At 65.4% G+C, this 20,416-nt stretch carries 15 protein-coding genes; 11 read left to right on the forward strand and 4 right to left on the reverse strand.

What is annotated here, in order from left to right:
* Positions 1-23: 23 nt before the first annotated feature.
* Together V7D81_RS01775 and ilvC are read right to left on the reverse strand one after the other, a co-directional pair.
* On the reverse strand, positions 24-983 hold the full coding sequence (locus tag V7D81_RS01775) for a branched-chain amino acid transaminase (protein WP_324314065.1): 960 nt from the start codon (positions 981-983) through the stop codon (positions 24-26).
* A 72-nt stretch (positions 984-1,055) separates the two neighbouring features.
* Complete coding sequence (ilvC, locus tag V7D81_RS01780; RefSeq protein ID WP_324314067.1) at positions 1,056-2,048, reverse strand: ketol-acid reductoisomerase; 993 nt, start codon at positions 2,046-2,048, stop codon at positions 1,056-1,058.
* Positions 2,049-2,493: 445 nt separating this feature from the next.
* Here ilvC and V7D81_RS01785 point away from each other — a divergent pair, with 445 nt between their 5' ends.
* The 7 genes from V7D81_RS01785 (at position 2,494) to V7D81_RS01815 (ending at position 10,003) form a co-directional block, all read left to right on the forward strand.
* Positions 2,494-3,882, forward strand: a complete 1,389-nt coding sequence (locus V7D81_RS01785) for a leucyl aminopeptidase family protein (RefSeq protein ID WP_324314068.1) — start codon at positions 2,494-2,496, stop codon at positions 3,880-3,882.
* Positions 3,883-3,886: 4 nt separating this feature from the next.
* A complete protein-coding gene (locus tag V7D81_RS01790) occupies positions 3,887-4,801 on the forward strand; it encodes a DMT family transporter (protein ID WP_324314070.1) in 915 nt (304 codons plus the stop codon).
* Between the two features lie 81 nt (positions 4,802-4,882).
* The gene (gene ilvD, locus V7D81_RS01795) at positions 4,883-6,595 is read left to right on the forward strand and encodes a dihydroxy-acid dehydratase (RefSeq protein WP_324314071.1); all 1,713 of its coding nucleotides are present in this window, start codon (positions 4,883-4,885) and stop codon (positions 6,593-6,595) included.
* Positions 6,596-6,598: 3 nt separating this feature from the next.
* On the forward strand, positions 6,599-7,582 hold the full coding sequence (locus tag V7D81_RS01800; RefSeq protein WP_324314072.1) for an ornithine cyclodeaminase family protein: 984 nt from the start codon (positions 6,599-6,601) through the stop codon (positions 7,580-7,582).
* A complete protein-coding gene (locus V7D81_RS01805; RefSeq protein WP_324314074.1) occupies positions 7,579-8,487 on the forward strand; it encodes a hydroxymethylglutaryl-CoA lyase in 909 nt (302 codons plus the stop codon). Before V7D81_RS01800 ends, V7D81_RS01805 begins: the two co-directional genes overlap by 4 nt.
* Positions 8,488-8,673: 186 nt before the next feature.
* Positions 8,674-9,309 (forward strand): GntR family transcriptional regulator, encoded by a 636-nt coding sequence (locus tag V7D81_RS01810; protein ID WP_324314075.1) that lies wholly within the window; start codon positions 8,674-8,676, stop codon positions 9,307-9,309.
* Positions 9,310-9,520: 211 nt separating this feature from the next.
* Positions 9,521-10,003, forward strand: a complete 483-nt coding sequence (locus tag V7D81_RS01815; protein ID WP_324314076.1) for a peroxiredoxin — start codon at positions 9,521-9,523, stop codon at positions 10,001-10,003.
* 103 nt (positions 10,004-10,106) lie between these two features.
* Here V7D81_RS01815 and V7D81_RS01820 read toward each other — a convergent pair whose 3' ends face one another.
* Both V7D81_RS01820 and V7D81_RS01825 read right to left on the reverse strand, forming a co-directional pair.
* Positions 10,107-11,048, reverse strand: a complete 942-nt coding sequence (locus tag V7D81_RS01820; RefSeq protein WP_324314077.1) for an electron transfer flavoprotein subunit alpha/FixB family protein — start codon at positions 11,046-11,048, stop codon at positions 10,107-10,109.
* The gene (locus V7D81_RS01825) at positions 11,048-11,797 is read right to left on the reverse strand and encodes an electron transfer flavoprotein subunit beta/FixA family protein (RefSeq protein ID WP_324314078.1); all 750 of its coding nucleotides are present in this window, start codon (positions 11,795-11,797) and stop codon (positions 11,048-11,050) included. Before V7D81_RS01825 ends, V7D81_RS01820 begins: the two co-directional genes overlap by 1 nt.
* Before the next feature lie 258 nt (positions 11,798-12,055).
* Here V7D81_RS01825 and V7D81_RS01830 point away from each other — a divergent pair, with 258 nt between their 5' ends.
* The 4 genes from V7D81_RS01830 (at position 12,056) to V7D81_RS01845 (ending at position 20,390) form a co-directional block, all read left to right on the forward strand.
* A complete protein-coding gene (locus V7D81_RS01830) occupies positions 12,056-12,802 on the forward strand; it encodes a maleate cis-trans isomerase family protein (RefSeq protein ID WP_324314080.1) in 747 nt (248 codons plus the stop codon).
* 192 nt (positions 12,803-12,994) lie between these two features.
* Positions 12,995-14,272, forward strand: coding sequence for an aminotransferase class I/II-fold pyridoxal phosphate-dependent enzyme (locus tag V7D81_RS01835; RefSeq protein ID WP_324314081.1), 1,278 nt, complete (start codon positions 12,995-12,997; stop codon positions 14,270-14,272).
* A 90-nt stretch (positions 14,273-14,362) separates the two neighbouring features.
* On the forward strand, positions 14,363-17,026 hold the full coding sequence (locus tag V7D81_RS01840; protein ID WP_324314082.1) for a PD-(D/E)XK nuclease family protein: 2,664 nt from the start codon (positions 14,363-14,365) through the stop codon (positions 17,024-17,026).
* Positions 17,016-20,390: a UvrD-helicase domain-containing protein gene (locus V7D81_RS01845; RefSeq protein WP_324314083.1), complete on the forward strand. Its 3,375-nt coding sequence runs from the start codon at positions 17,016-17,018 to the stop codon at positions 20,388-20,390. The genes V7D81_RS01840 and V7D81_RS01845 overlap by 11 nt, the downstream gene beginning before the upstream one ends.
* Positions 20,391-20,416: the final 26 nt, after the last annotated feature.

A 20,416-nucleotide genomic window follows, 5' to 3' on the forward strand; every position in this document is an offset into this window, starting at 1 on the left:
CGCGGCACGCGATGGGTCACGGATCAGGCGCCCACCGCCACGTTCTTCTTGCCGTCGGTGCAGGATTCCAGCCAGCCCCACTTGTCCGGGGTCTTGCCGTTGAACAGGCCGAAGAAGGCAGACTGCAATGCCTCGGTCACCGGGCCGCGCTTGCCGGCACCGATGGTGATGTGATCGACCGAGCGCACGGGCGTGATTTCGGCGGCCGTGCCGGTGAGGAAGATCTCGTCCGCCACGTACAGCAGTTCGCGCGGAATGGCCTGTTCGCGCACTTCGAAACCATGCGCGCGGGCCAGCGTCACGACGGTGTCGCGCGTGATGCCCTGCAGGATCGAATTCGACAGAGCCGGCGTGTAGATCAGCCCATCGCGGATCAGGAACAGGTTCTCGCCGGCGCCTTCGCTGACCATGCCATCGGTGCTGAGACCGATGCCTTCGGCGAAGCCCAGACGCTTGGCTTCCATGCTGATGAGCTGGCTTGACAGGTAATTGCCGGCCGCCTTGCCCATGGCCGGAATCGTGTTCGGCGCGAGGCGCTGCCAGGACGACACGCAGACGTCGATACCGTTCTGCAAGCCTTCGGCGCCGAGATACGCGCCCCACTCGAACGCAGCGACGACCGTATCCACCGGCGGCGGATTCTTCGGCGCGACGCCGATTTCGCCGTAGCCGCGGAAGGCGAACGGACGCATGTACGCGCCCTTGTTCAATTCATTGCTGACGATGATTTCCTTGCACGCCGCGTTGATGTCATCGGGCGTGTAGGGGATCTCGATGCGATGGATCTTCGCCGAATCGAACAGCCGGCGCGTGTGATCCTTCAGACGGAAAATGATCGGGCCATTGGCGGTGGCGTAGGAACGCACGCCTTCGAATACCGTCGAGCCGTAGTGCAGCGCATGGGCCAGCACATGGACCGTGGCTTTCTCCCAGGGCACGAGTTTGCCGTTGTACCAGATGTGTTTGGCGGCATGGATGGGCATGGCGGGCTCCTGACTCGTGCTGTTGAATGCAGAAGGCCCGACCGGTCATCCGATCGGGCCTCGCAATTCGACTTACGCGTTCTCCTGCAGCCAGGGCATGCGCTCACGCAGCTTCACGCCCACCTTTTCGATCTTGTGGTTCATGTCCGCCTTCATGAGCTTGTTGTACTTCTTGCGGCCGCTCTTGTTCTCGCTCATCCACTGGCGCGCGAACTTGCCCTGCTGGATCTCCTGCAGGACCTTCTTCATTTCACGCTTCGTGCCCTTGTTGACGATGCGCGGGCCGCGGGTGAGATCGCCGTACTTCGCCGTTTCCGAGATGAACTTGTGCATCTTCGCCAGGCCGCCTTCGTGCAGCAGGTCGACGATCAGCTTCAGTTCGTGCAGCACTTCGTAGTAGGCGACTTCGGGCTGGTAGCCGGCTTCCACCAGCGTTTCGAAACCCTTCACCACGAGTTCCGTGGTGCCGCCGCACAGCACGACCTGCTCGCCGAACAGATCGGTTTCAGTTTCTTCCGCGAACGTGGTCTTGAGCACGCCGCCGCGGGTGCCGCCGATGCCGTGCGCGTAGGCGAGGGCATTGTCCTTCGCCTTGCGCGTCGCATCCTGGTAGACGGCGAGCAGGCACGGCACGCCGCGACCCTGTTCATACTGGCGACGCACCAGGCCGCCCGGACCTTTCGGTGCGATCAGCACCACGTCGAGATCCTTGCGCGGCTTGATGAGGCCGAAGTGCACGTTGAACCCATGGGCGAACAGGATGGTCGCGCCCTTGGTGACGTTGCCGATGACTTCCTTGTACAGATCCTTCTGGGTCAGGTCAGGCGTCAGGAACGCGATGAGCGCAGCGCCCTTCACGGCTTCCGCCGGTTCGGCGACGGCGAGGCCGTCCTTCTTCGCATTGCCCCAGCTGGCGCCGCTCTTGCGCACGCCTACGACGACGTCGAAGCCGCTGTCCTTGAGGTTCAGTGCGTGCGCGCGACCCTGGCTGCCGTAGCCGAGGATGGCGATGCGCGCGCCCTTGAGGGCTTTCTTGTTGACGTCCTTCTGCGAATAGATCTGCATGTGCGCTCCTGAAGCGTGTTCGAACTGAATCAAAATGAAGAACCCCGCCTCGGACTGGCCGGTGCGGGGTTCGTTGTACGAATGTCCTGGCTGTATCCGGTGTCTCGTTCGGCGCCGTCAGCCGCCGGTCCGCCGCCGGTCAGCCGTTGGTCGATGTCATGAGCCCATGCAGAAAAAGGGCTACACAAGATCAGGCTGGCATTGCGAAAACAGGGAACGAGACGGTCTGAAAAATCGGCGGGATAGCATCATATGGCCGCCGAGCTTGTCAACACCTTGTACACAATCGCAAGGGGATCTTCCTTCGCTTGCCGGGGGTGACTCCGCGGGCGATTTCCCCGTCGCCCTGGCCGCGCCCGGCAGGACAGCAGGGTTTTTCCGGGATCACCGCAAATACATTCCGATATCCTTGCCGCCTCCGTCTGCTGCACTGCATGGCTCATCGATGCTGACGACCGATTCGCGTATCGGCTCCATTCCCGTCCACCTGGTCTACGAAGAGGGCTTCGAGGACTGGCGGGGCTCGTTGAGCGGGCCGGTGCGTTCGTGGCTGATGGCGAACGGGTTCAAGGGCGAGCGTTCCAGGGTCGTGCTGATTCCGGCGACCAATGGCGACGTGTCGGCGGTCGCGCTCGGCCTCGGTCGGCGGGGCATGCCCGAGTCGTTCAGTTGCTGGCTGGCGACGGGCCTGCCGGACCGTCTGCCGGAAGGCCATTACCATCTCGCGCAATCGCTGGCCGTTCCGGCAGCGACGCAGTTTGCTTTCGGCTGGCTGTACGGCCAGTACCGTTTCGAACGCTACCGCCGGCCGGTACCGGCGAAATCGCTCGTGCTGCAGGTGCCGGAAGGTGTCGACCTCGCCGAGGTGCAGCGCCTGTGCGCCGCCGCTTTCCTTGCGCGCGATCTGGTCAATACGCCCGCCAATGACATGACACCGCAGGCGCTGGCCGATGCGGCGTCGGGCATCGCGCAGAAATTCGGCTGCCGGCATCGGGTCGTGGTGGGCGATGAACTGCTGGCGGAGAAATTTCCCGCCGTTCACGCGGTCGGCCGCGCAAGTGCCGTTGCGCCGCGGTTGGTGGACTTCGAATGGGGCGATGCCTCGCAGCCGAAAGTCACGCTGCTCGGTAAGGGCGTGTGCTTCGATTCGGGCGGGCTCGACATCAAGCCGGGCGCCTCGATGCTGCTGATGAAGAAGGACATGGGCGGCGCCGCCGCCGTGCTGGGACTCGCGCAGGCCATCATGGAAGCGAAGCTGCCGATCCGCCTGCGTGTGATCGTACCGGCGGTGGAGAATGCGATCTCCGGCAATGCCTTCCGTCCGGGCGATGTGATCGCCACGCGCAAGGGATTGTCGGTGGAGATCGGCAACACCGATGCCGAAGGACGGCTGATCCTCTGCGACGGACTCGCACTCGCCGACGAAGAAAAGCCGGATCTGCTGATCGACATGGCGACGCTCACCGGCGCCGCGCGTGTCGCGCTGGGGCCGGAACTGCCGGCGCTGTTCTCGAATGACGATGCTGCGGCGGCGGAACTGGTACGCATCGGCCTCGCCGAATCCGATCCGTTGTGGCACATGCCGCTGTGGGCGGGTTATGACGATGAACTGTCGAGCAAGATCGCGGATATGAACAATGTGTCCAGCTCCGGCTTCTCCGGTGCGATCACCGCCGCATTGTTCCTCAAACGTTTCGTGAACGAGGCGCGCACGTGGCTGCACATCGATCTGTATTCGTGGAACAGCAAGGATCGTCCCGGCCGTCCCGTCGGCGCCGAAGCGCAGTGCATCCGCGCGCTCTATACCTTCCTGAAGGCGCGTTACGCGAACTGACTGCTTGAGCGAACCTTCATCATCGATCGCGCCGGCGGAGCCGGCCTGGCTCAGCGGGCGGGATCTGGCGTTCCTGATCGGCATCAACCTGATCTGGGGCCTGAACCTGATCGCTTCCAAGATCGGCGTCGGCCAGTTTCCGCCTATTTTTTTCACGGCGCTGCGTTTCGGTTCCGTCGCGTTGCTGCTGCTGCCTTTCCTGCGGATTCATCCCGGCCAGATGCGCACGCTGGCATGCGCGGCGCTGCTCACGGGGCCGGCGGCCTTCGCGCTGCTGTTCGTCGGCGTGTATCTCGTCAAGGATGCGTCGATGGTCGCCATCGCCAGCCAGATGGGCGTGCCGTTCTCCACGCTGCTCTCGGTGTGGCTGCTGGGCGAAACGATCCGCTGGCGCCGCCGCCTCGGCATCCTGCTCGCCTTCGCCGGCATCGCCATCATCGGCTTCGATCCGCGCGCCTTCGACTACTGGGAAGGCCTGATGCTGGTCGTGCTGTCCTGCCTGGTCGGTTCGCTGGGACTCATCTTCGTCAAGCGCATGAAGGACATTCGCGCGCTCGAACTGCAGGCATGGATTGCCGTGGCTGGCGGTCCGGTGCTGCTGGCGCTGAGCCTGCTGATGGAGAGAGGTCAGTGGAATGCGATCGTCAACGCCGATCTCAGCGGCTGGGCAGCGCTGGCGTTCACGACGGTCATGTCCAGCCTGATCGCGCATACGGGCTGGTATTACCTCGTGAGCCGCTATCCGGTGACGAGCCTGGCGCCGCTGACGCTGCTGTCGCCGCTGTTCGGCGTGTTCTTCGGCGTCACCCTGCTGCACGACCAGTTGACCGCGAAGATGCTGCTGGGCGGCGCGGTGACGCTGGTCGGCGTGCTGATCGTCCTGCTGCGCGAACACCGGATCGCCGATACGGGGACGTGATCCGCAACCGACGCTTGCAAGCGGCGAGTGTGTCGCGGAGGATGGCGGCCCGCGTTTTTCCTGTGAAAGCAAGCCACTTCCATGCCAGCCCGCAAGACCACTCGCCATCGCAACCCCCGCAACAAGGATTCCGCACGTCGTTATTCGAGCGTCGTCGTCGACGGCTACGCGCAGGCACCGAGCCGCGCCATGCTGCGCGCCGTCGGCTACAAGGACGCCGACTTCAAGAAGCCCGCGATCGGCATTGCGTCCACCTGGAGCAATCTGACTCCGTGCAACATGCACATCGACAAGCTGGCGAAGGCGGCTGCCGCAGCAGTCGACAAGGCCGGCGGCAAGAGCACGACGTTCGGCACGATCACGGTCTCCGACGGCATTTCCAACGGCACGCCCGGCATGCGCTATTCGCTGGTGTCGCGCGAAGTCATCGCCGATTCGATCGAAACCGTCTCGGGTGCGCAGGGCTTCGACGGCGTCGTCGCCATCGGTGGCTGCGACAAGAACATCCCCGGCTGCATGATGGCGCTGGCGCGGCTGGATCGTCCGGCCGTGTTCGTCTATGGCGGCACGATCAAGCCGGGCAAGCAGCGTCGCGACATCATCTCGGTGTTCGAAGCCGTCGGCGCACGCGCGGCCGGCACGATCAGCGACAAGGATCTGTCGGAGATCGAGCGCACCGCCATTCCGGGCCCGGGCAGCTGCGGCGGCATGTACACGGCGAACACGATGGCCTCCGCCATCGAGGCGCTCGGCATGAGCCTGCCCAACAGTTCCGCGCAGGAAGCCGTGTCGGGCCACAAGCTGCAGGACTGCCGCGATGCTGCGAAGGCCGTGCTGCAACTGGTGAAGGCCGATCTGCGCCCGTCGCAGATCCTCACCCGCAATGCCTTCGAGAATGCGATCACCGTGGCTATCGCGCTCGGCGGTTCGACCAACGTCGTGCTGCATCTGCTGGCGATCGCGCACACGGTCGGCGTGCCGCTGGAACTCGATGACTTCACGCGCATCGGCAAGCGCGTGCCCGTGCTGGCCGATCTGCGGCCGAGCGGCAAGTACGCGATGTCGGAGCTGATCAAGATCGGCGGCATCCAGCCGCTGATGAAGATGCTGCTGAACGAAGGACTGCTGCACGGCGACTGTCTCACCGTGAGCGGCAAGACGCTGGCGCAGAACCTGAAGTCCGTGAAGCCGTATCCCAAGAACCAGGACATCGTTCGCGCCTTCAGCAATCCGATCAAGCCCGACAGTCATCTCGTGATCCTCTACGGCAACCTCGCGCCCGAAGGCGCGGTGGCGAAGATCACCGGCAAGGAAGGACTGTCGTTCACCGGCCGGGCGCGCGTGTTCGAAGGCGAGGAAAACGCGCTGCAGGCGATTCTCGACGGCGTGGTGGGCGAGGGCGATGTCGTCGTCATTCGCCAGGAAGGCCCGAAGGGCGGCCCGGGCATGCGCGAGATGCTGAGCCCGACGAGCGCCATCGCCGGTCGCGGACTCGCCGGCAAGGTCGCGTTGATCACTGACGGTCGCTTCTCCGGCGGCAGCCGCGGTTTCGTCGTCGGTCACATTGCGCCGGAAGCCGCGGTCGGCGGTCCGATCGGCCTGATCCGCGATGGCGACGAGATCACCATCGATGCCGTGAGTCGCGAAATCCGTTCCAACGTGAGCAACGCGGAGTTCGCCGAACGACGCAAGGTCTGGAAAGCGCCGGCGCCTTACGCGCGTCGCGGCGTGCTGGCGAAGTACGCGCGCAGCGTCAGCAGCGCCTCGCAGGGCGCGATCACTGATGCCGAGTAACCGATGACCGGGACGATCCTGCTGAATCAATCGGAAGTCCTCGCGGCGATCGACATGCGCGAGGCGCTGGCCGCGGTCGAGGAAATCTTCCGTCTGCACGGCCGGCGCCAGGTGCAGATGCCGTCCAAGGTGTACCTGGATCTTCCGGGCGGCGATGTACGGGCGATGCCGGCGTATGCGGCGCCGCTCGGCTACGCCTCGATCAAGAACATCAACATGCACCCGGGCAATCGCGATGTACCGTCCATCGTCGGCACGCTGACGCTGTTCGATCCGCCGACCGGCATGCCGCTGGCCATCATGGATGCCACCGCGATCACGCGATTGCGCACGGGCGCGGCGGCCGGTGTCGCAACCCGCCTGCTCGCACGCGCGGATTCGACGGTGCTGTCCCTGATCGGCGCCGGCAACCAGGCCATGACCCAGATCGAAGCCGTGCTCGCCGTGCGTCCGCGCATCAACCGGGTCATGGTCTACGATCTCGATACCGAACGTGCGACGCGCCTGGCGCGGGCGGCGACCGATCGTTTTCGTGTGGTGGTGCAGATCGCCGCTTCAGTGGAAGAAGCCGTCCGCGCCGCCGATGTCCTGACGACCATCACGCCGGCGCGCGCGCCCATCGTCGCAGCCGACTGGGTGCGGCCCGGAACCCACATCAACGCCATCGGCGCGGACGCAGCCGGCAAGCAGGAACTGCAGTCGCAGCTCCTGGCGTCCGCGCGGGTCGTGGTCGACGAAATGGAACAGGCAACGCACAGCGGCGAAGTCAATGTGCCACTGACCGAAGGCGTACTGCAGGAGAGTGACATCTACGCCGAACTGGGCCACATCGCCGCCGGCGCCAAAGCCGGGCGATCGAACGCGGGCGACGTCACGGTCTTCGATTCCACCGGCCTCGCGCTGCAGGATCTGGCCTGCGCGGCGCATGTGTATCGCAAGGTGACGGCGTCCGGTCAGGAACTGCGCCGGTTCGATTTCCTGCAATGAATTCCCGTCGCACCATCGAACTGGTCGAAGTCGGTCCGCGCGACGGATTGCAGAGCGAATCCGAAGTCGTGCCGACGCACATCAAGCTGCAGCTCATCGAGCGGCTCATCGCCGCAGGGCTGCGTCGTATCGAGGTCGCGAGCTTCGTTCATCCGAAGCGCGTGCCGCAGATGGCAGATGCCGAAGCGGTGCTGGCAGGCCTGCCGCGTGTTCCCGGAGTGCAATACGTCGGGCTGGTGCTGAATCGCAAAGGCTTCGATCGCGCGCTGGCTGCCGGCTGTACCGAGATCGGCATGGTGACGTCGGCGACCGAGAGCTTCTCGCAGCGCAACCAGGGTGCGAGCGTCGAGGACACGGTGCGTGCGTGGGAAGAAATCGCGCCGCTGGCGCGCGACGCCGGCATTCGCGCGCAGATCACGGTGACGGTTTCGTTCGGCTGCCCATTCGAAGGCGAGGTGCCTGCCTCGCGCGTGATCGAACTCGTCAAGCGACTCACCGAATCGCAACCGCTGGAGATCGCGCTGGCCGACACGATCGGCGTCGCAGTGCCGACCCAGGTGACCGATCTCGTCGGACGCCTGCGCGATGTCACGTCGGCGCCGTTGCGTTGTCATTTCCACAATACGCGCAACACGGCGATCGCCAATGCGTATGCGGCAGTCATGGCCGGCGTTGCGACGCTCGACTCGAGTGTCGGCGGGATCGGCGGATGTCCCTTTGCGCCCAATGCCACCGGCAATGTCGCAACGGAAGACCTCGTGTACATGCTCGAACGCAGCGGATTCCCGACCGGTATCGATTTGAACAATCTGATCCGCGCTGGACACTGGTTGCAGGAGCAACGGGGCAGGCCGGTTCCTTCCATGGTCTCGAAAGCCGGCCCTTTCCCCAGAAATATCAGCTAGATAAGGCGCGAATCGCGACGCCGCCGCGCAGCCCACGGCCGCATCAGGGTAAACCCGCATCCGCCCACGCAGATCGCGCAGAGTCGTGCGGTGCTGTGTGCAACGCTGTCATCGCCGTATTCCGCGCGTATACACTCGACGCCATCGGGCCCCTCGCGGGCTCTCCAGTATTTGCGAAGGAAAAACATGGCTAAGGCAGTGGACAAGGCTTATCAGACGGTACGCGAGCGCATCGTTCGCGGGGTGTATCCGGCTGCAGCACGTATTACCGAGCAGGAAGTCGCGGCCGCCGCCGGCGTGAGTCGTACGCCGGTTCGCGAAGCATTGCGCAAGCTGCACGCGGAAGGACTGCTCGAATTCATTCCGCATCAGGGCGCGATCGTCACCGAGTGGACCAGCGAAGAGCGCGACGATGTGTTCGAACTGCGCGCATTGCTCGAAGCGTACGGCGCCGCGCGCGCCGCGCGTCGCATGACGCCGGACAAGATCGCCGAACTGCGTCAGCTCGCCGAGGATCAGTATCACGAGACGCTCAGCAAGCGTGGGGGCTATCTGGAACGCGTCGGCGAACTCAACAGCCAGTTCCATCGCCGCATCCAGGAATGCGCCGGCAGCTCGCGCCTGGTGAATGCGCTGTCGTCGCTGATCGAAGCGCAGCTCATGATGAAAACATTCGAGACGTATCAGGACGAAGACCTGATCCGCAGCGCCTCGCATCACCTGGAAATCGTGCGTGCCCTCGAAGCACGCGATGCGGACTGGGCGGCGTCGTTGATGCGGTCGCACATCCTCGGCGCGCGTGGGGCGTTGCGGTTGCTGTAAGAAGAGGTTTCACACGGAGATCACGGAGGCCACGGAGGTCAGAAGAAGAGAATTTTCCACGGGGGGGCACGGGGAACACGGGGTCTCGGAACAGAAAATTTCTTTCCCCCGTGTTCCCCGTGTCCCCATTCTTCCCCCGTGGAAACCTTCTTTTTCCGGAATCTTCTGTGTGAGACTCTTCGCTCGCAATCATCGAACGGAGGATCAGCACATGACCATCAAAGTTGGCGACAAGATGCCGTCCGGAACGCTCACGCTGGCGACGAAGGACGGTCCGCAGAAAGTCAGCACGGATGAATACTTCAAGGGCAGGAAGGTCGTCCTGTTCTCCGTGCCCGGCGCATTCACGCCGACCTGCGATGCCAAGCATCTGCCTGGCTTCGTCGAGCAGGCCGGCGCACTTAGAGGCAAGGGTGTCGACAGGATTGCCTGCATGGCCGTCAACGATGCCTTCGTCATGAAGGCCTGGGGCAAGTCCCAGAACACCGAAGACAAGGTCGACATGCTGGCCGACGGCAACGCCGACTACACCAAGGCGCTGGGCCTGGAAATGGATGCGTCAGGCTTCGGGATGGGTACCCGCGGTCAACGTTTCGCGATCGTCGTGGACGATGGCGTGGTGAAGAAGCTGAACGTCGAGGCGAAAGGGGAGTTCAAGGTGTCGAGCGCGGAGAGCGTGCTGAGCCAGCTTTGAGCGGACTGCTGCTGTCTCTTCCTGTGGGTCAGGCTTCAGCCTGACAGATCTCCGGCCGGCTGAAGCCGGCCCCACAGGAAGATAAGGCAGCAGTGCTTGAGCGTCAGCCGAGTGCCTTTTCCAGCTCCGGCACCACCGTAAACAGATCGCCGACCAGTCCGATGTCCGCCACTTCGAAGATGGGCGCTTCGGGATCCTTGTTGATGGCGACGATCGTGCGGGCGTCCTTGATGCCCGTCAGATGCTGGATGGCGCCCGAGATGCCGACGGCGACATACAGTTCCGGCGCGATGATCTTGCCGGTCTGGCCGACCTGCAGGTCGTTCGGCGCGTAGCCCGCGTCGACGGCGGCGCGCGAAGCGCCGACACCGGCGCCGAGCTTGTCGGCGAGTCCGTAGATCACCTTGAAGTTGTCGGCGCTGCCCACGGCACGGCCGCCCGACACTACCTTCGCTGCAGTCTGCAGATCCGGGCGGCCGGTCTTCGCGGCCGAGCGCGTGATGAAGCGCGTGTGGCTCGGCAGTTCGGCGTTGACGTTCGCAGCTTCGACCGCAGCGCTGCCGCCGCCGGCCACGGCCTGGAACGAAGCGACGCGAACCGTCGCAACAACTTTCTTGTCCGATGCTGCTTCGACCGTGATGATCGCGTTGCCCGCGTAAACCGGACGACGGAACCTGTACGCCGACTCCGCAGCCATGATGTCGCTCAGCTGGCCGACGCCGAGGAGGGCGGCGACGCGCGGCATCAGATCCTTGCCGAAGGTGGTCGACGGACCGAACACGTGCGTGTAGTTCGCAGCCACCGCTGCAACCTGCGGTGCGAGCACGGCGGCGAGCGGTTCGGCATTCGCGGCGTTCTCGACTTTCAGCACCTTCTTCACGCCCTGCAGCGTCGCGGCTTCGGCCGCAACGGCGGACGCATCGGCAGCGAGCACGACGACGTCGACTTCCGCGCCTTCGATCTTGCTGGCGCAGGCGACGCACTTGGCGGTCGCGGGATTGAGTTTGCCGCCGGCATGTTCGGCGACGATGAGAATCCTGGTCATTAGACGAGCCCCTTCTGCTTCAGCGCCGCGACGAGTTCATTGACGTCCTTCACCATCACGCCCTTCGAGCGGGCGGCCGGTGCTTCGTACTTGAGCGTCTTGAACTGGCTGCCCGTGTCGACGCCGAGATCGGCGATGGCGAGGGTGTCGAGCGGCTTCTTCTTGGCCTTCATGATGTCCGGCAGCTTCACGTAGCGTGGCTCGTTGAGGCGCAGGTCGGTGGTGATGACGGCCGGCAGATCGACTTCGATGGTTTCGAGGCCGGCGTCGACTTCGCGCGTCACCCTGGCCTTGCCGCTGTCGAGTTCGACCTTGGAGGCGAACGTCGCCTGCGGGCGGTTCCAGAGCGCCGCCAGCATCTGGCCGGTCTGGTTGTTGTCGTCGTCGATGCCCTGCTTGCCGAGCAGCACGATCTGCGGGCCTTCCTTCTCGATCAGCTTGAGGAAGATCTTCGCGGCGGCGAGCGGCTCCACGGCGGCGTCGCTCTGCACGAGGATGGCGCGATCGGCGCCCATGGCGAGGCCGGTGCGCAGCTGCTGCTGGGTGTCGGCGGGGCCGATGCTGGCAACGATCACTTCCGTCGCGCCGCCTTTCTCCTTGATGCGCAGCGCTTCTTCGAGCGCAATCTCGTCGAAGGGATTGATGCTCATCTTCACGCCTTCGGTCACGACTCCCGTGCCGTCGGGTTTCACGCGGACGCGGACGTTGTAGTCCACGACGCGCTTGAGGCCAACCAGAATCTTGCTCACGCCGCGCTCCAGATGATGGGAAAACGAAGGTCGCCGCCCGCCGGGCAGCGGCGGGGCACGCTAACGGAACACGCTTGCGGAGTCAAACAGGATCCGGCGCGTTGCGGCGACCGTTACTCATTGATCGGCGGGGAAATTCCGAGTGTCGGAATGCACCGCAAGATGACTCCGAAGGCACCCCGGGATGACTCGGAAGGCACGGTGGCGCGAGGTACCGCTAAACTGCCGCCCCGCTGAATCCAGACACGACGAGAACTCATGCCCGACTCCCTCGGCCCGCGCCTGAAAATCGGCGTCATCACGCCCGCCACGAACACCATCGTGCAACCCGAGTTCGACGCCATGCGTCCGCCGGGCATTTCGAACCAGCTGACCCGCGTGCTCATTCCGGATACCCCGGTCGGCACGGAAGAAGAGTTCGCGCAGATGATGAGCACCGTCAGGACGTCGGTCGAAACGGCCATCGATGCGGTGATGGCCTGTGCACCGGCGACCGTCATCATGGCCATGACGGCCGAAACGTTCTGGGAAGGCACCCTCGACGCCGCCGGACTGCAGAGCCACCTGGAGTCGCGCGCACACGTGAAAGTCATTCTCGGCGCCCAGGCCTGTCAGGCCGCGATCCAGCGCTACGGCGGCATCCGCCGCATCAGCGTCATCACGCCCTACATGCCGGCCGGCGATGCACAGATACGGCGTTCCCTGACGGACACCGGCCTCGAAGTCGTCAACCTGCTGGGCCTGAAGAGCAACAGCCCGCTGCTGATGGCCCATGAATCCCCGGAACGCCTGCGCCGGGCGGTCCGCGAAGTCGACGATCCCAGCGTCGAACTGATCCTGCAGGTCGGCACCAACCTGGCTTTCGCCCGCGTCGCCGCCGAAGCCGAACGCTGGCTCGGCAAGCCGGTGCTGGCGGTGAATACCTGCACGTACTGGCAGGCGCTGCGAGCCAACGGAATCGAGGACAAGGTCGAGGGGTTCGGGTCGCTGCTGATGGAGCATTGAAGCTCGTCCCGGGATTCTGCTCTGCCTGTAGCAGCCGGCTTCAGCCGGCGATCCGAGGCCGGCTGAAGCCGGCCGCCACAGGCAGAGAACGACTGTGATCGTTTCGGCAGAAGCCACCTGTGCGGAGCGTATGAATGTCGGCTTCTGTTATCTTCCAGCCAGTCGTTCACTGCTCCGCTTCCAGGCTTTCCCATGCGCACCATCCGCCCCAGCTCCGGCCTCGCCAACGTCCGCTACGAAATCCGTGGTGACCTGGCGCGGCGAGCCCATGAAATGGAGCGCATGGGACACGACATCATCGCGCTCAATATCGGCAATCCGGGGCTGTTCGGTTTTCGCACGCCGGAGACCATGCGGCTGGCGATGATCGAAAACCTGCGCGCGAGCGAAGCCTATTGTCATCAGAAGGGCATCTTCCCGGCCCGCGAAGCGGTGGTGATGCAGCAGCAGAGCCGCGGCGTTCGCGGCGTGACGGCCGATGAGGTCTACATGGGCAACGGGGTCAGCGAACTGATTGATCTCGTGCTGCGCGCGCTGCTGTCGACCGACGATGAAGTGCTGGTGCCGAGTCCCGACTATCCGTTGTGGACCGCAGCCGTCACGCTGAATCGCGGTCGCGCCGTTCACTATCCCTGTCGGCCCGAGAATGGTTTCGAGCCCGATCCGGCCGACATCGAGGCACTGATCACCAGCCGCACGCGCGCCATCGTGGTGATCAATCCGAACAATCCGACCGGTGCGGTGTATTCGCGCGCGACGCTCGAAGCCATCGCCCGCATCGCCGAGAAGCATCACCTGGTCGTGTTCTGCGACGAGATCTACGACCAGATCCTCTACGACGATGCCAGGTTCGTTCCGATGGCGACGCTGGTCCAGGGCACGCTGTGTGCGACGCTCTCGGGCCTGTCGAAGGTCTATCGCGCCTGCGGCTATCGCGTCGGCTGGGTGTCGTTCTCGGGCGATGTCGAACCGGCGCGCGAGTACCTGAGCGCACTCGACAAGCTGTCGTCGCTGCGTCTGTGCAGCAACGTCCCGGGGCAGTGGGCCGTGCAGACGGCACTCGGCGGCTACCAGAGCATCAACGAGCTGACCCGTCCGGGCGGCCGTCTGTATCAGTCGCGCCAGGCCATTCTCGACGGCGTGGCGAACAGCAAATACCTGCAGGTGCACGCGCCGCGCGGCGCCATCTATGCCTTCATCGGCATCAAGGAGGGCGTGCTGCCTGATTTCACCGATCAGCAGTTCGCCATGGACCTGCTGCAGCACAAGCACGTGCTGCTCGCGCCGGGCACCAGCTTCAACGCGCCTTACAAGACGCACTTCCGCATCACCAATCTGCCGACGCCGGAAGTGCTGGCGGACGTGTTCCTGCGGATGGAAGAAGTCCTGGACAGCTACGCCTCCGGCGCCGAACCGGTCAGTCGCTCCGCAGGCGTCAAGCCCGACGCGAAAGTCGTTCCGCTGAAGTAGACGAGAGAAGCGCTCGCGACGTGAACCGGGCGTGAGTCGGCGCCCGCAGTTCACTATCATCGGCCGCGGGTTTCCTCGTCGCTTCCGCCCTTGTCGCTGCAATCACTCCTCACCGAAGGCGTCACTGTTCTCACTGCGAGCCGCCGCCTGGCGCACGCGGTGAAGCAGCAGTTCGCGCGCGAGGCGCAGGCGCGCGGCGCCACGATCTGGCAGACGCCGCGCGTCCTGCCGTGGAGTGCCTGGCTGCGGCAGCAGCATCTCGATGCCCGGACGAAGGCGACGGCGCAGTGGCGCGTCCTCAGTCCCGCCCAGGCGCGGGCGCTGTGGGATGACGTCGTCAGCGGCAGTCGCGCCGCGAGCGAACTGCTCAATCCTTCCAGCGCTGCACGGCTTGCGGCGCGCAGCTGGCGCCTGCTGCACGACTATCTGATTCCCCTCGATCGCCTGAGCTCATTCGACGCACCGGAAGCGCAGGCCCTGCTGGCCTGGTGCCATGAATTCTCGCGACGGTGCGCCGCGCTCGGGGCGATCGATGAAGCGCTGCTGTCGCACTGGGCATTCGATACCGCGTTGACGCCTTCGGAGCGGCTGGCCTTCGCGGGCTTCGACACGATGCCGCCGGCCATGACGCGGTTGCTCGATCGCTGGCGTAGCGCCGGCCAGGTCGCCGATGCAGTTGAATCCAGCATTCCCGGCAACGTATCGACATTCGAAGCCGACGATCACGACGACGAACTCGCCGTCGCCGCGCAGTGGGCGCGCGACGAACTGGCGCAGGGAACGCAGTCGATCGGCATCATCGTGGCGGACCTGCAATCGCGCCGCGACGAGATCCGCCGCGTCTTCGAGGATGTACTCGCTCCGGGCGCGCGTCATACGCATGCGCCGTCCGGGCCGTTGCCCGCCGTGATCGCGGCACCTGCGCCGTTGTCGTCGTATCCACTGGTCGATGCGGCCATGCTCGTACTGCAGTTGCTGGTCGGCGATGCACCGAGTACGCAGGCAGGCCGACTGTTGCGCTCGGTATTCATCGGCGGTGGTGAAACGGAGCGGGGCGCGCGAGCGATGGCGGACCGCCGGTTGCGCGAGGAGCAGCGCGAAGGCTGGAACTGGCAGGCGCTCGAACGCTGGGCCGCGCTCACCGAGTGCGAGCAATTGCTGCTGCGCTCGCGCGAAGTGCTCGTGCTCTTCCGCGCATTGCCGTCGAGCGCGCTCGCCAGCGAATGGGCCGAACGCTTCCATCAGATCCTGCGCGGCGTCGGCTGGCCCGGCGACCGCGCGCCGAGCAGCACCGAATATCAGACGCTGCAGAAATTCCAGGAGACGCTGGCGGAATTCGGCTCGCTCGATCCGGTCACGGGCCGCATGAACCTGCGTCGCGCCGTCGGCCGTCTCGGCGATGTGCTGCGCGATACGTCGTTCGAACCGGAAACCGTCAGCGCCGCGATCACCGTCATCGATCCCTCGACCAGCGCCGGCATGCATTTCGACGCGCTCTGGGTCACGGGCCTCGATGCGGACCGCTGGCCGGGACCCGCGAGTCCGGATGCGCTGATCCCGCTCGAACTGCAGCGCGCGTTCGGCATCCCGGAGGCCACGGCTGCCGGCATGCTGCAACAGGCGACCACGCAGCTCGATCGCTGGCAGCGCAGCGCGGGTCGCGTCGTGCTGAGCTGGGCGGCACGCGATGGCGACATCGAACTCAATCGCAGTCCGTTGCTGGCGCGCTTGCACGTCGATGACACGCTGCTGGCGCACGCAACGCCGACGATCGCACTGCGCGAACTGCTGTTCCGGGAGCGGCCGCCGCTCGACACCCTGCGCGACGACCGGGCTCCCGCACTGCCACGCCAGGCGACGCGCGGCGGCGCGCGAACCATCGAGCTGCAGTCGCGCTGTCCGTTCCGTGCCCAGGCCGAAATTCGGCTGCGCGCCGAGGTGCTGCCGAGAGTCCGGGTCGGCATCGAGCCGGTCGACCGCGGCGCCATCCTGCATCGGGTGCTCGAAGATCTGTGGGGCGGCCTGCGCACGCAGCAACGCCTGCTCGAACTCGACGATGCGCAGATCGAACACCGCGTGCGCGAGTCGGCGCAACGTCATGCCCTGCAGGCGCTGTCGGTCGATACGCCCTCGCGCCATCGGCTGGCGATGCTGGAGATCGACAGCGTCACGCGCCAGATCGTGCAACTGCTGCAGCAGGAGAAGCTGCGTCCCGGTTTCTCCGTGCATCTCGCGGAAGCGAAGGAAGCCTACGAGATCGGCGGTCTGTCGATCACGCTGCGACCGGATCGCATCGATCAGCTCGATGCCGGCGGTGAACTGCTGATCGATTACAAACTTGGTGCGAGTCACACGCAGCGCGGCTGGTTCGACACGCTGCCGGGTCGGCCGCGCCAGCCGCAGTTGCCGCTATATGGCCTCGCGCACGCCGAGCGGCTGCGCGGACTGTCGTACGTGATCCTCGCGCCCGGCGCCGTCGAGTATCGCGGCTGGAGCGACGGCACGCCAATCGCCAGCGGCGTACTGCCATATCCCGCCGGCATTCGTACCGACCTCGGCGATCCCGCCGACTGGAGCGCGTTGCTGCATCACTGGCAGTTCACGCTGACCCGACTCGCCGAACACTACGTGGCCGGCCATGCGGAAGTCGATCCGCTGCCGCAGGAGTGCACGTACTGTCACCTGAGCACGTTCTGTCGCGTCAACGAACTCGCGCTGGAATCCGACGAGGAGGGCAGTCCCCATGACGAGTGATGCGGCAGCACGCGCTGCGGCACTCGATCCGCGGCGTTCTTTCATCGTCCAGGCGCCGGCCGGCTCCGGCAAGACCGAACTACTGACGCAGCGCTACCTGCGCCTGCTCGCCACCGTCGACTATCCCGAACAGATTCTCGCGATCACGTTCACGCGCAAGGCCGCCGCCGAGATGCGTGCGCGAATCCTGCGCGCGCTGGAAGCGGCCGATGGTCCCGCGCCGGACTCCGCCCACAAACGTTCGACCTGGGAACTGGCACGCGCCGTACGCGAAGTCGATGCGCGCCAGCAGTGGCATCTCATCGAACATCCCGCGCGCCTGCGTCTGCAGACCATCGATGCCCTCAATGCCTCGCTCGCCCGACGATTGCCGCTGCTGGCGGCGACCGGCTCGGCGATCGAACCGACCAGCGATCCCGGACCGCTGTATGAAGCCGCGGGGCGACGATTGATCGAACGACTGGGCGACGGTTCTGCGGTGTCGGCGCAGCTCGAAGTGCTGATCGTGCATCTGGGCAATCGGGTCGACCGGCTCATCGACATGCTCGGCGAACTGCTGGCGAAGCGCGACCAGTGGCTGCACCCGATCGTGCGCGCCCGCGGCAGCAGCGATCTGCGCGGAACGCTCGAAGCGACGTTGCAGCGAGTCGTGCAACGACATCTGGCCGTACTGTGCGACGGACTGGGGCCGGACAACCGGCGCGAACTGTTCGCACTGCTGCAGTTCTCGGCGAACAACCTGCTGTCGGGCGCGCTCGATGCGACGCGGCGGGCATTGCTGGAACGATGTCTGACGCACGATGCCGTTCCCGGCGACAGCAGCGAGGATCTGCCCGTGTGGCGGGCCATCGTCGCGATGCTGTTCAAGAAGAACAACAAGGGCGAACTCTACGAATCGATCACTAAGGTGCACGGCTTTCCGACCACCGACCGGCCGATGAAGGACCGCATGCTCGCCATGCTGCGCTGGCTCGGCGGGCATCGCACCCTGTGCGAACAGCTCTTCGAACTGCAGACGCTGCCGGACCCGCTTTACGGCGAGCCTCAGTGGCAGACGCTGCAGGCACTGCTCGATCTGCTGCCGCAGGCCGTTGCCGAACTGCAGCTCGAATTCCAGGCGCAGGGCAAGGCCGACTATGTCGAAGTCGCGTTGCGCGCGCTGCGTGCACTCGGGCCGGCAGAGGAGCCGACGGATCTGGCGCTGGCATTCGACTACCGCCTGCAGCACATCCTGGTCGATGAATTCCAGGACACCTCGTTCGCGCAGCTCGATCTGCTGGAGCGGCTGACCGCCGGCTGGTCGCAAGATGATGGCCGCACGCTGTTCTGCGTCGGCGATCCGATGCAGTCGATCTATCGTTTCCGCCAGGCCGAGGTCGGCCTGTTCATCGAAATGCAGACGCAGGGCCTGCGCCACCTGCCGCTCGAACCGCTGCGGCTGGAAGCGAACTTCCGTTCGCTGCCCGCGATCGTGAACTGGGTGAACCGCGTCTTCCCCGACGTGCTGGCGCCTGCCAATGACGCGGAGCAGGGCGCCGTGCGCTACAGCGCGAGTACCGCTGCGCTGACGGGCGAAGGCGGCGGCGTGCGAGTCCATCCCTTCGTCAATGATGATTCAGGTGAGGCCGAGTGCGTCACGCGGCTGGTGCGCGAGGCCCTGCAGCGCGACGACTCCGGGCGTGTCGCGATTCTGGTGACCGCGCGCACGCACGTCGATGCAATCGCCCAGAGCCTCACGACGGCCGGCATCGAGTTCCGCGCCGTCGAGATCGAACAGTTGCGCGACCGCCCGGTGGTGCAGGACCTGATCGCACTGACGCGTGCCCTGGTGCATCTCGCCGACCGCACCGCGTGGTTCGCGGTGCTGCGCGCGCCGTGGTGCGGACTGACGCTGGCCGATCTGCATGCGCTGGCAGCCCATCCGGCATACATCGTGGAAGCAGCGGTTCGTGCCGCTCTCGATATCGATGCCGCAGGCCTGAGCACCGACGGTCGCGCTCGTTTGTCGCGAACCTACCCGGTACTCAACGCCGCGCTCGGCGAGCGCGGCCGCTGGCCGCTGCGCATCTGGGTGGAACGTACGTGGAATGCGCTCGGCGGACCGGCAACCCTGCTGCGCGCCGACGATCTCGACGATGCCCAGTCGTTCTTCGCACGACTCGACGACATCGAAGTCGCCGGTGATCTCGACGACGTCGCCCGTCTCGAAGAACAGCTCGCGCGCCTGTTCGCGAGCGGCAAGGTCGAAGGCGAGCCGCGCGTGGAAATCATGACCATCCACGCCGCGAAGGGTCTCGAATTCGAAACCGTCATCCTGCCGGGGCTGCAGCGCAAGCCGCGTCACGAAGATCGCGAACTGCTGCGCTGGACGCGCATCGCCGGTGCCGATGGCGGCATGGTGCTGGCGCCGGTCAAGGCCGAGGGTGCCAACGGCGATCCCATCTATCGCTGGATCGAACTGCTCGAGCGCCAGCGCATTCTTCGCGAGCGCGCCCGCCTGTTGTACGTCGCCGCGACCCGCGCGAAACACGAATTGCACCTGCTGGGCAGCGTGCAGACCAGCGAGCGCGGCGGTGAAGTGTCGATCCGCGAGCCGCTCGCGGGATCGATGCTGCGAATGTTGTGGAAAGCGGTCGCTGCGGATTTCGATGCCGCTGCGCCTGCGGCGGGAACCCGGCCACCGGCGGGCACGACGCCGGTCCAGAAACTGCGCCGCCTGCCGCTCGACCGGCAACCGCCGCAGCCGGGCGCCGTCGATGGTCGCGCCGAACCGGCGGGCGTCGATCTCCAACAGCAGAGGCCAATCTTCAACTGGGTGTCCGAAACCAGCCGCCACGTCGGCACGCTGGTGCATCGCGAACTCGACCGGCTATGCCGATTCGGTCTGTCAGCCGCGCTGCCGCCGCGCGAGCGCGTGCTGCTGGAACTTGCCGAACTCGGCGTGCCGCCGGATCGCTGCGACGCCGCGTGCGAGCGCGTGCTTGCAGCGCTGGAACATGCATTGCAGGACGAACGCGGCCGCTGGGTGCTGGGCATCGATACGACGCGGCACGAATCCGCTTCCGAACTTGCGTTGAGCGGTGTCATCGACGGCCGCATCGTCGAAGGCGTGATCGATCGCACCTTCGTCGACGAAGAGGGCACCCGCTGGGTCGTCGATTTCAAGACCAGCACGCATGCCGGCGGTGGTCTCGAAGCCTTCCTCGATGAGGAGGTCCTGCGTTATCGCCCGCAGCTCACGCGCTATGCGCAGCTGATGGGCCTGTACGACAGCGAACGGCGGGTGCGGGCGGCGCTGTATTTCCCGTTGCTGCGGCAGTGGCGGGAGGTCGCCCTTTCCCCTGTAGGTCAGGCTTCAGCCTGACTCTTCGGAAGTCAGGCTGAAGCCTG

It is taken from the genome of Povalibacter sp. (genome assembly GCF_036735925.1).
Classification (GTDB): Bacteria; Pseudomonadota; Gammaproteobacteria; order Steroidobacterales; family Steroidobacteraceae; genus Steroidobacter.

Excerpts from the sequence above, each read along its gene's own strand:
- V7D81_RS01775 (WP_324314065.1), bottom strand. The coding sequence starts at position 983 with ATGCCCATCCATGCCGCCAAACACATCTGGTACAACGGCAAACTCGTG.
- ilvC (WP_324314067.1), bottom strand. The coding sequence starts at position 2,048 with ATGCAGATCTATTCGCAGAAGGACGTCAACAAGAAAGCCCTCAAGGGC.
- V7D81_RS01785 (WP_324314068.1), top strand. The coding sequence starts at position 2,494 with ATGCTGACGACCGATTCGCGTATCGGCTCCATTCCCGTCCACCTGGTC.
- ilvD (WP_324314071.1), top strand. The coding sequence starts at position 4,883 with ATGCCAGCCCGCAAGACCACTCGCCATCGCAACCCCCGCAACAAGGAT.
- V7D81_RS01800 (WP_324314072.1), top strand. The coding sequence starts at position 6,599 with ATGACCGGGACGATCCTGCTGAATCAATCGGAAGTCCTCGCGGCGATC.
- V7D81_RS01805 (WP_324314074.1), top strand. The coding sequence starts at position 7,579 with ATGAATTCCCGTCGCACCATCGAACTGGTCGAAGTCGGTCCGCGCGAC.
- V7D81_RS01810 (WP_324314075.1), top strand. The coding sequence starts at position 8,674 with ATGGCTAAGGCAGTGGACAAGGCTTATCAGACGGTACGCGAGCGCATC.
- V7D81_RS01815 (WP_324314076.1), top strand. The coding sequence starts at position 9,521 with ATGACCATCAAAGTTGGCGACAAGATGCCGTCCGGAACGCTCACGCTG.
- V7D81_RS01820 (WP_324314077.1), bottom strand. The coding sequence starts at position 11,048 with ATGACCAGGATTCTCATCGTCGCCGAACATGCCGGCGGCAAACTCAAT.
- V7D81_RS01830 (WP_324314080.1), top strand. The coding sequence starts at position 12,056 with ATGCCCGACTCCCTCGGCCCGCGCCTGAAAATCGGCGTCATCACGCCC.
- V7D81_RS01835 (WP_324314081.1), top strand. The coding sequence starts at position 12,995 with ATGCGCACCATCCGCCCCAGCTCCGGCCTCGCCAACGTCCGCTACGAA.
- V7D81_RS01845 (WP_324314083.1), top strand. The coding sequence starts at position 17,016 with ATGACGAGTGATGCGGCAGCACGCGCTGCGGCACTCGATCCGCGGCGT.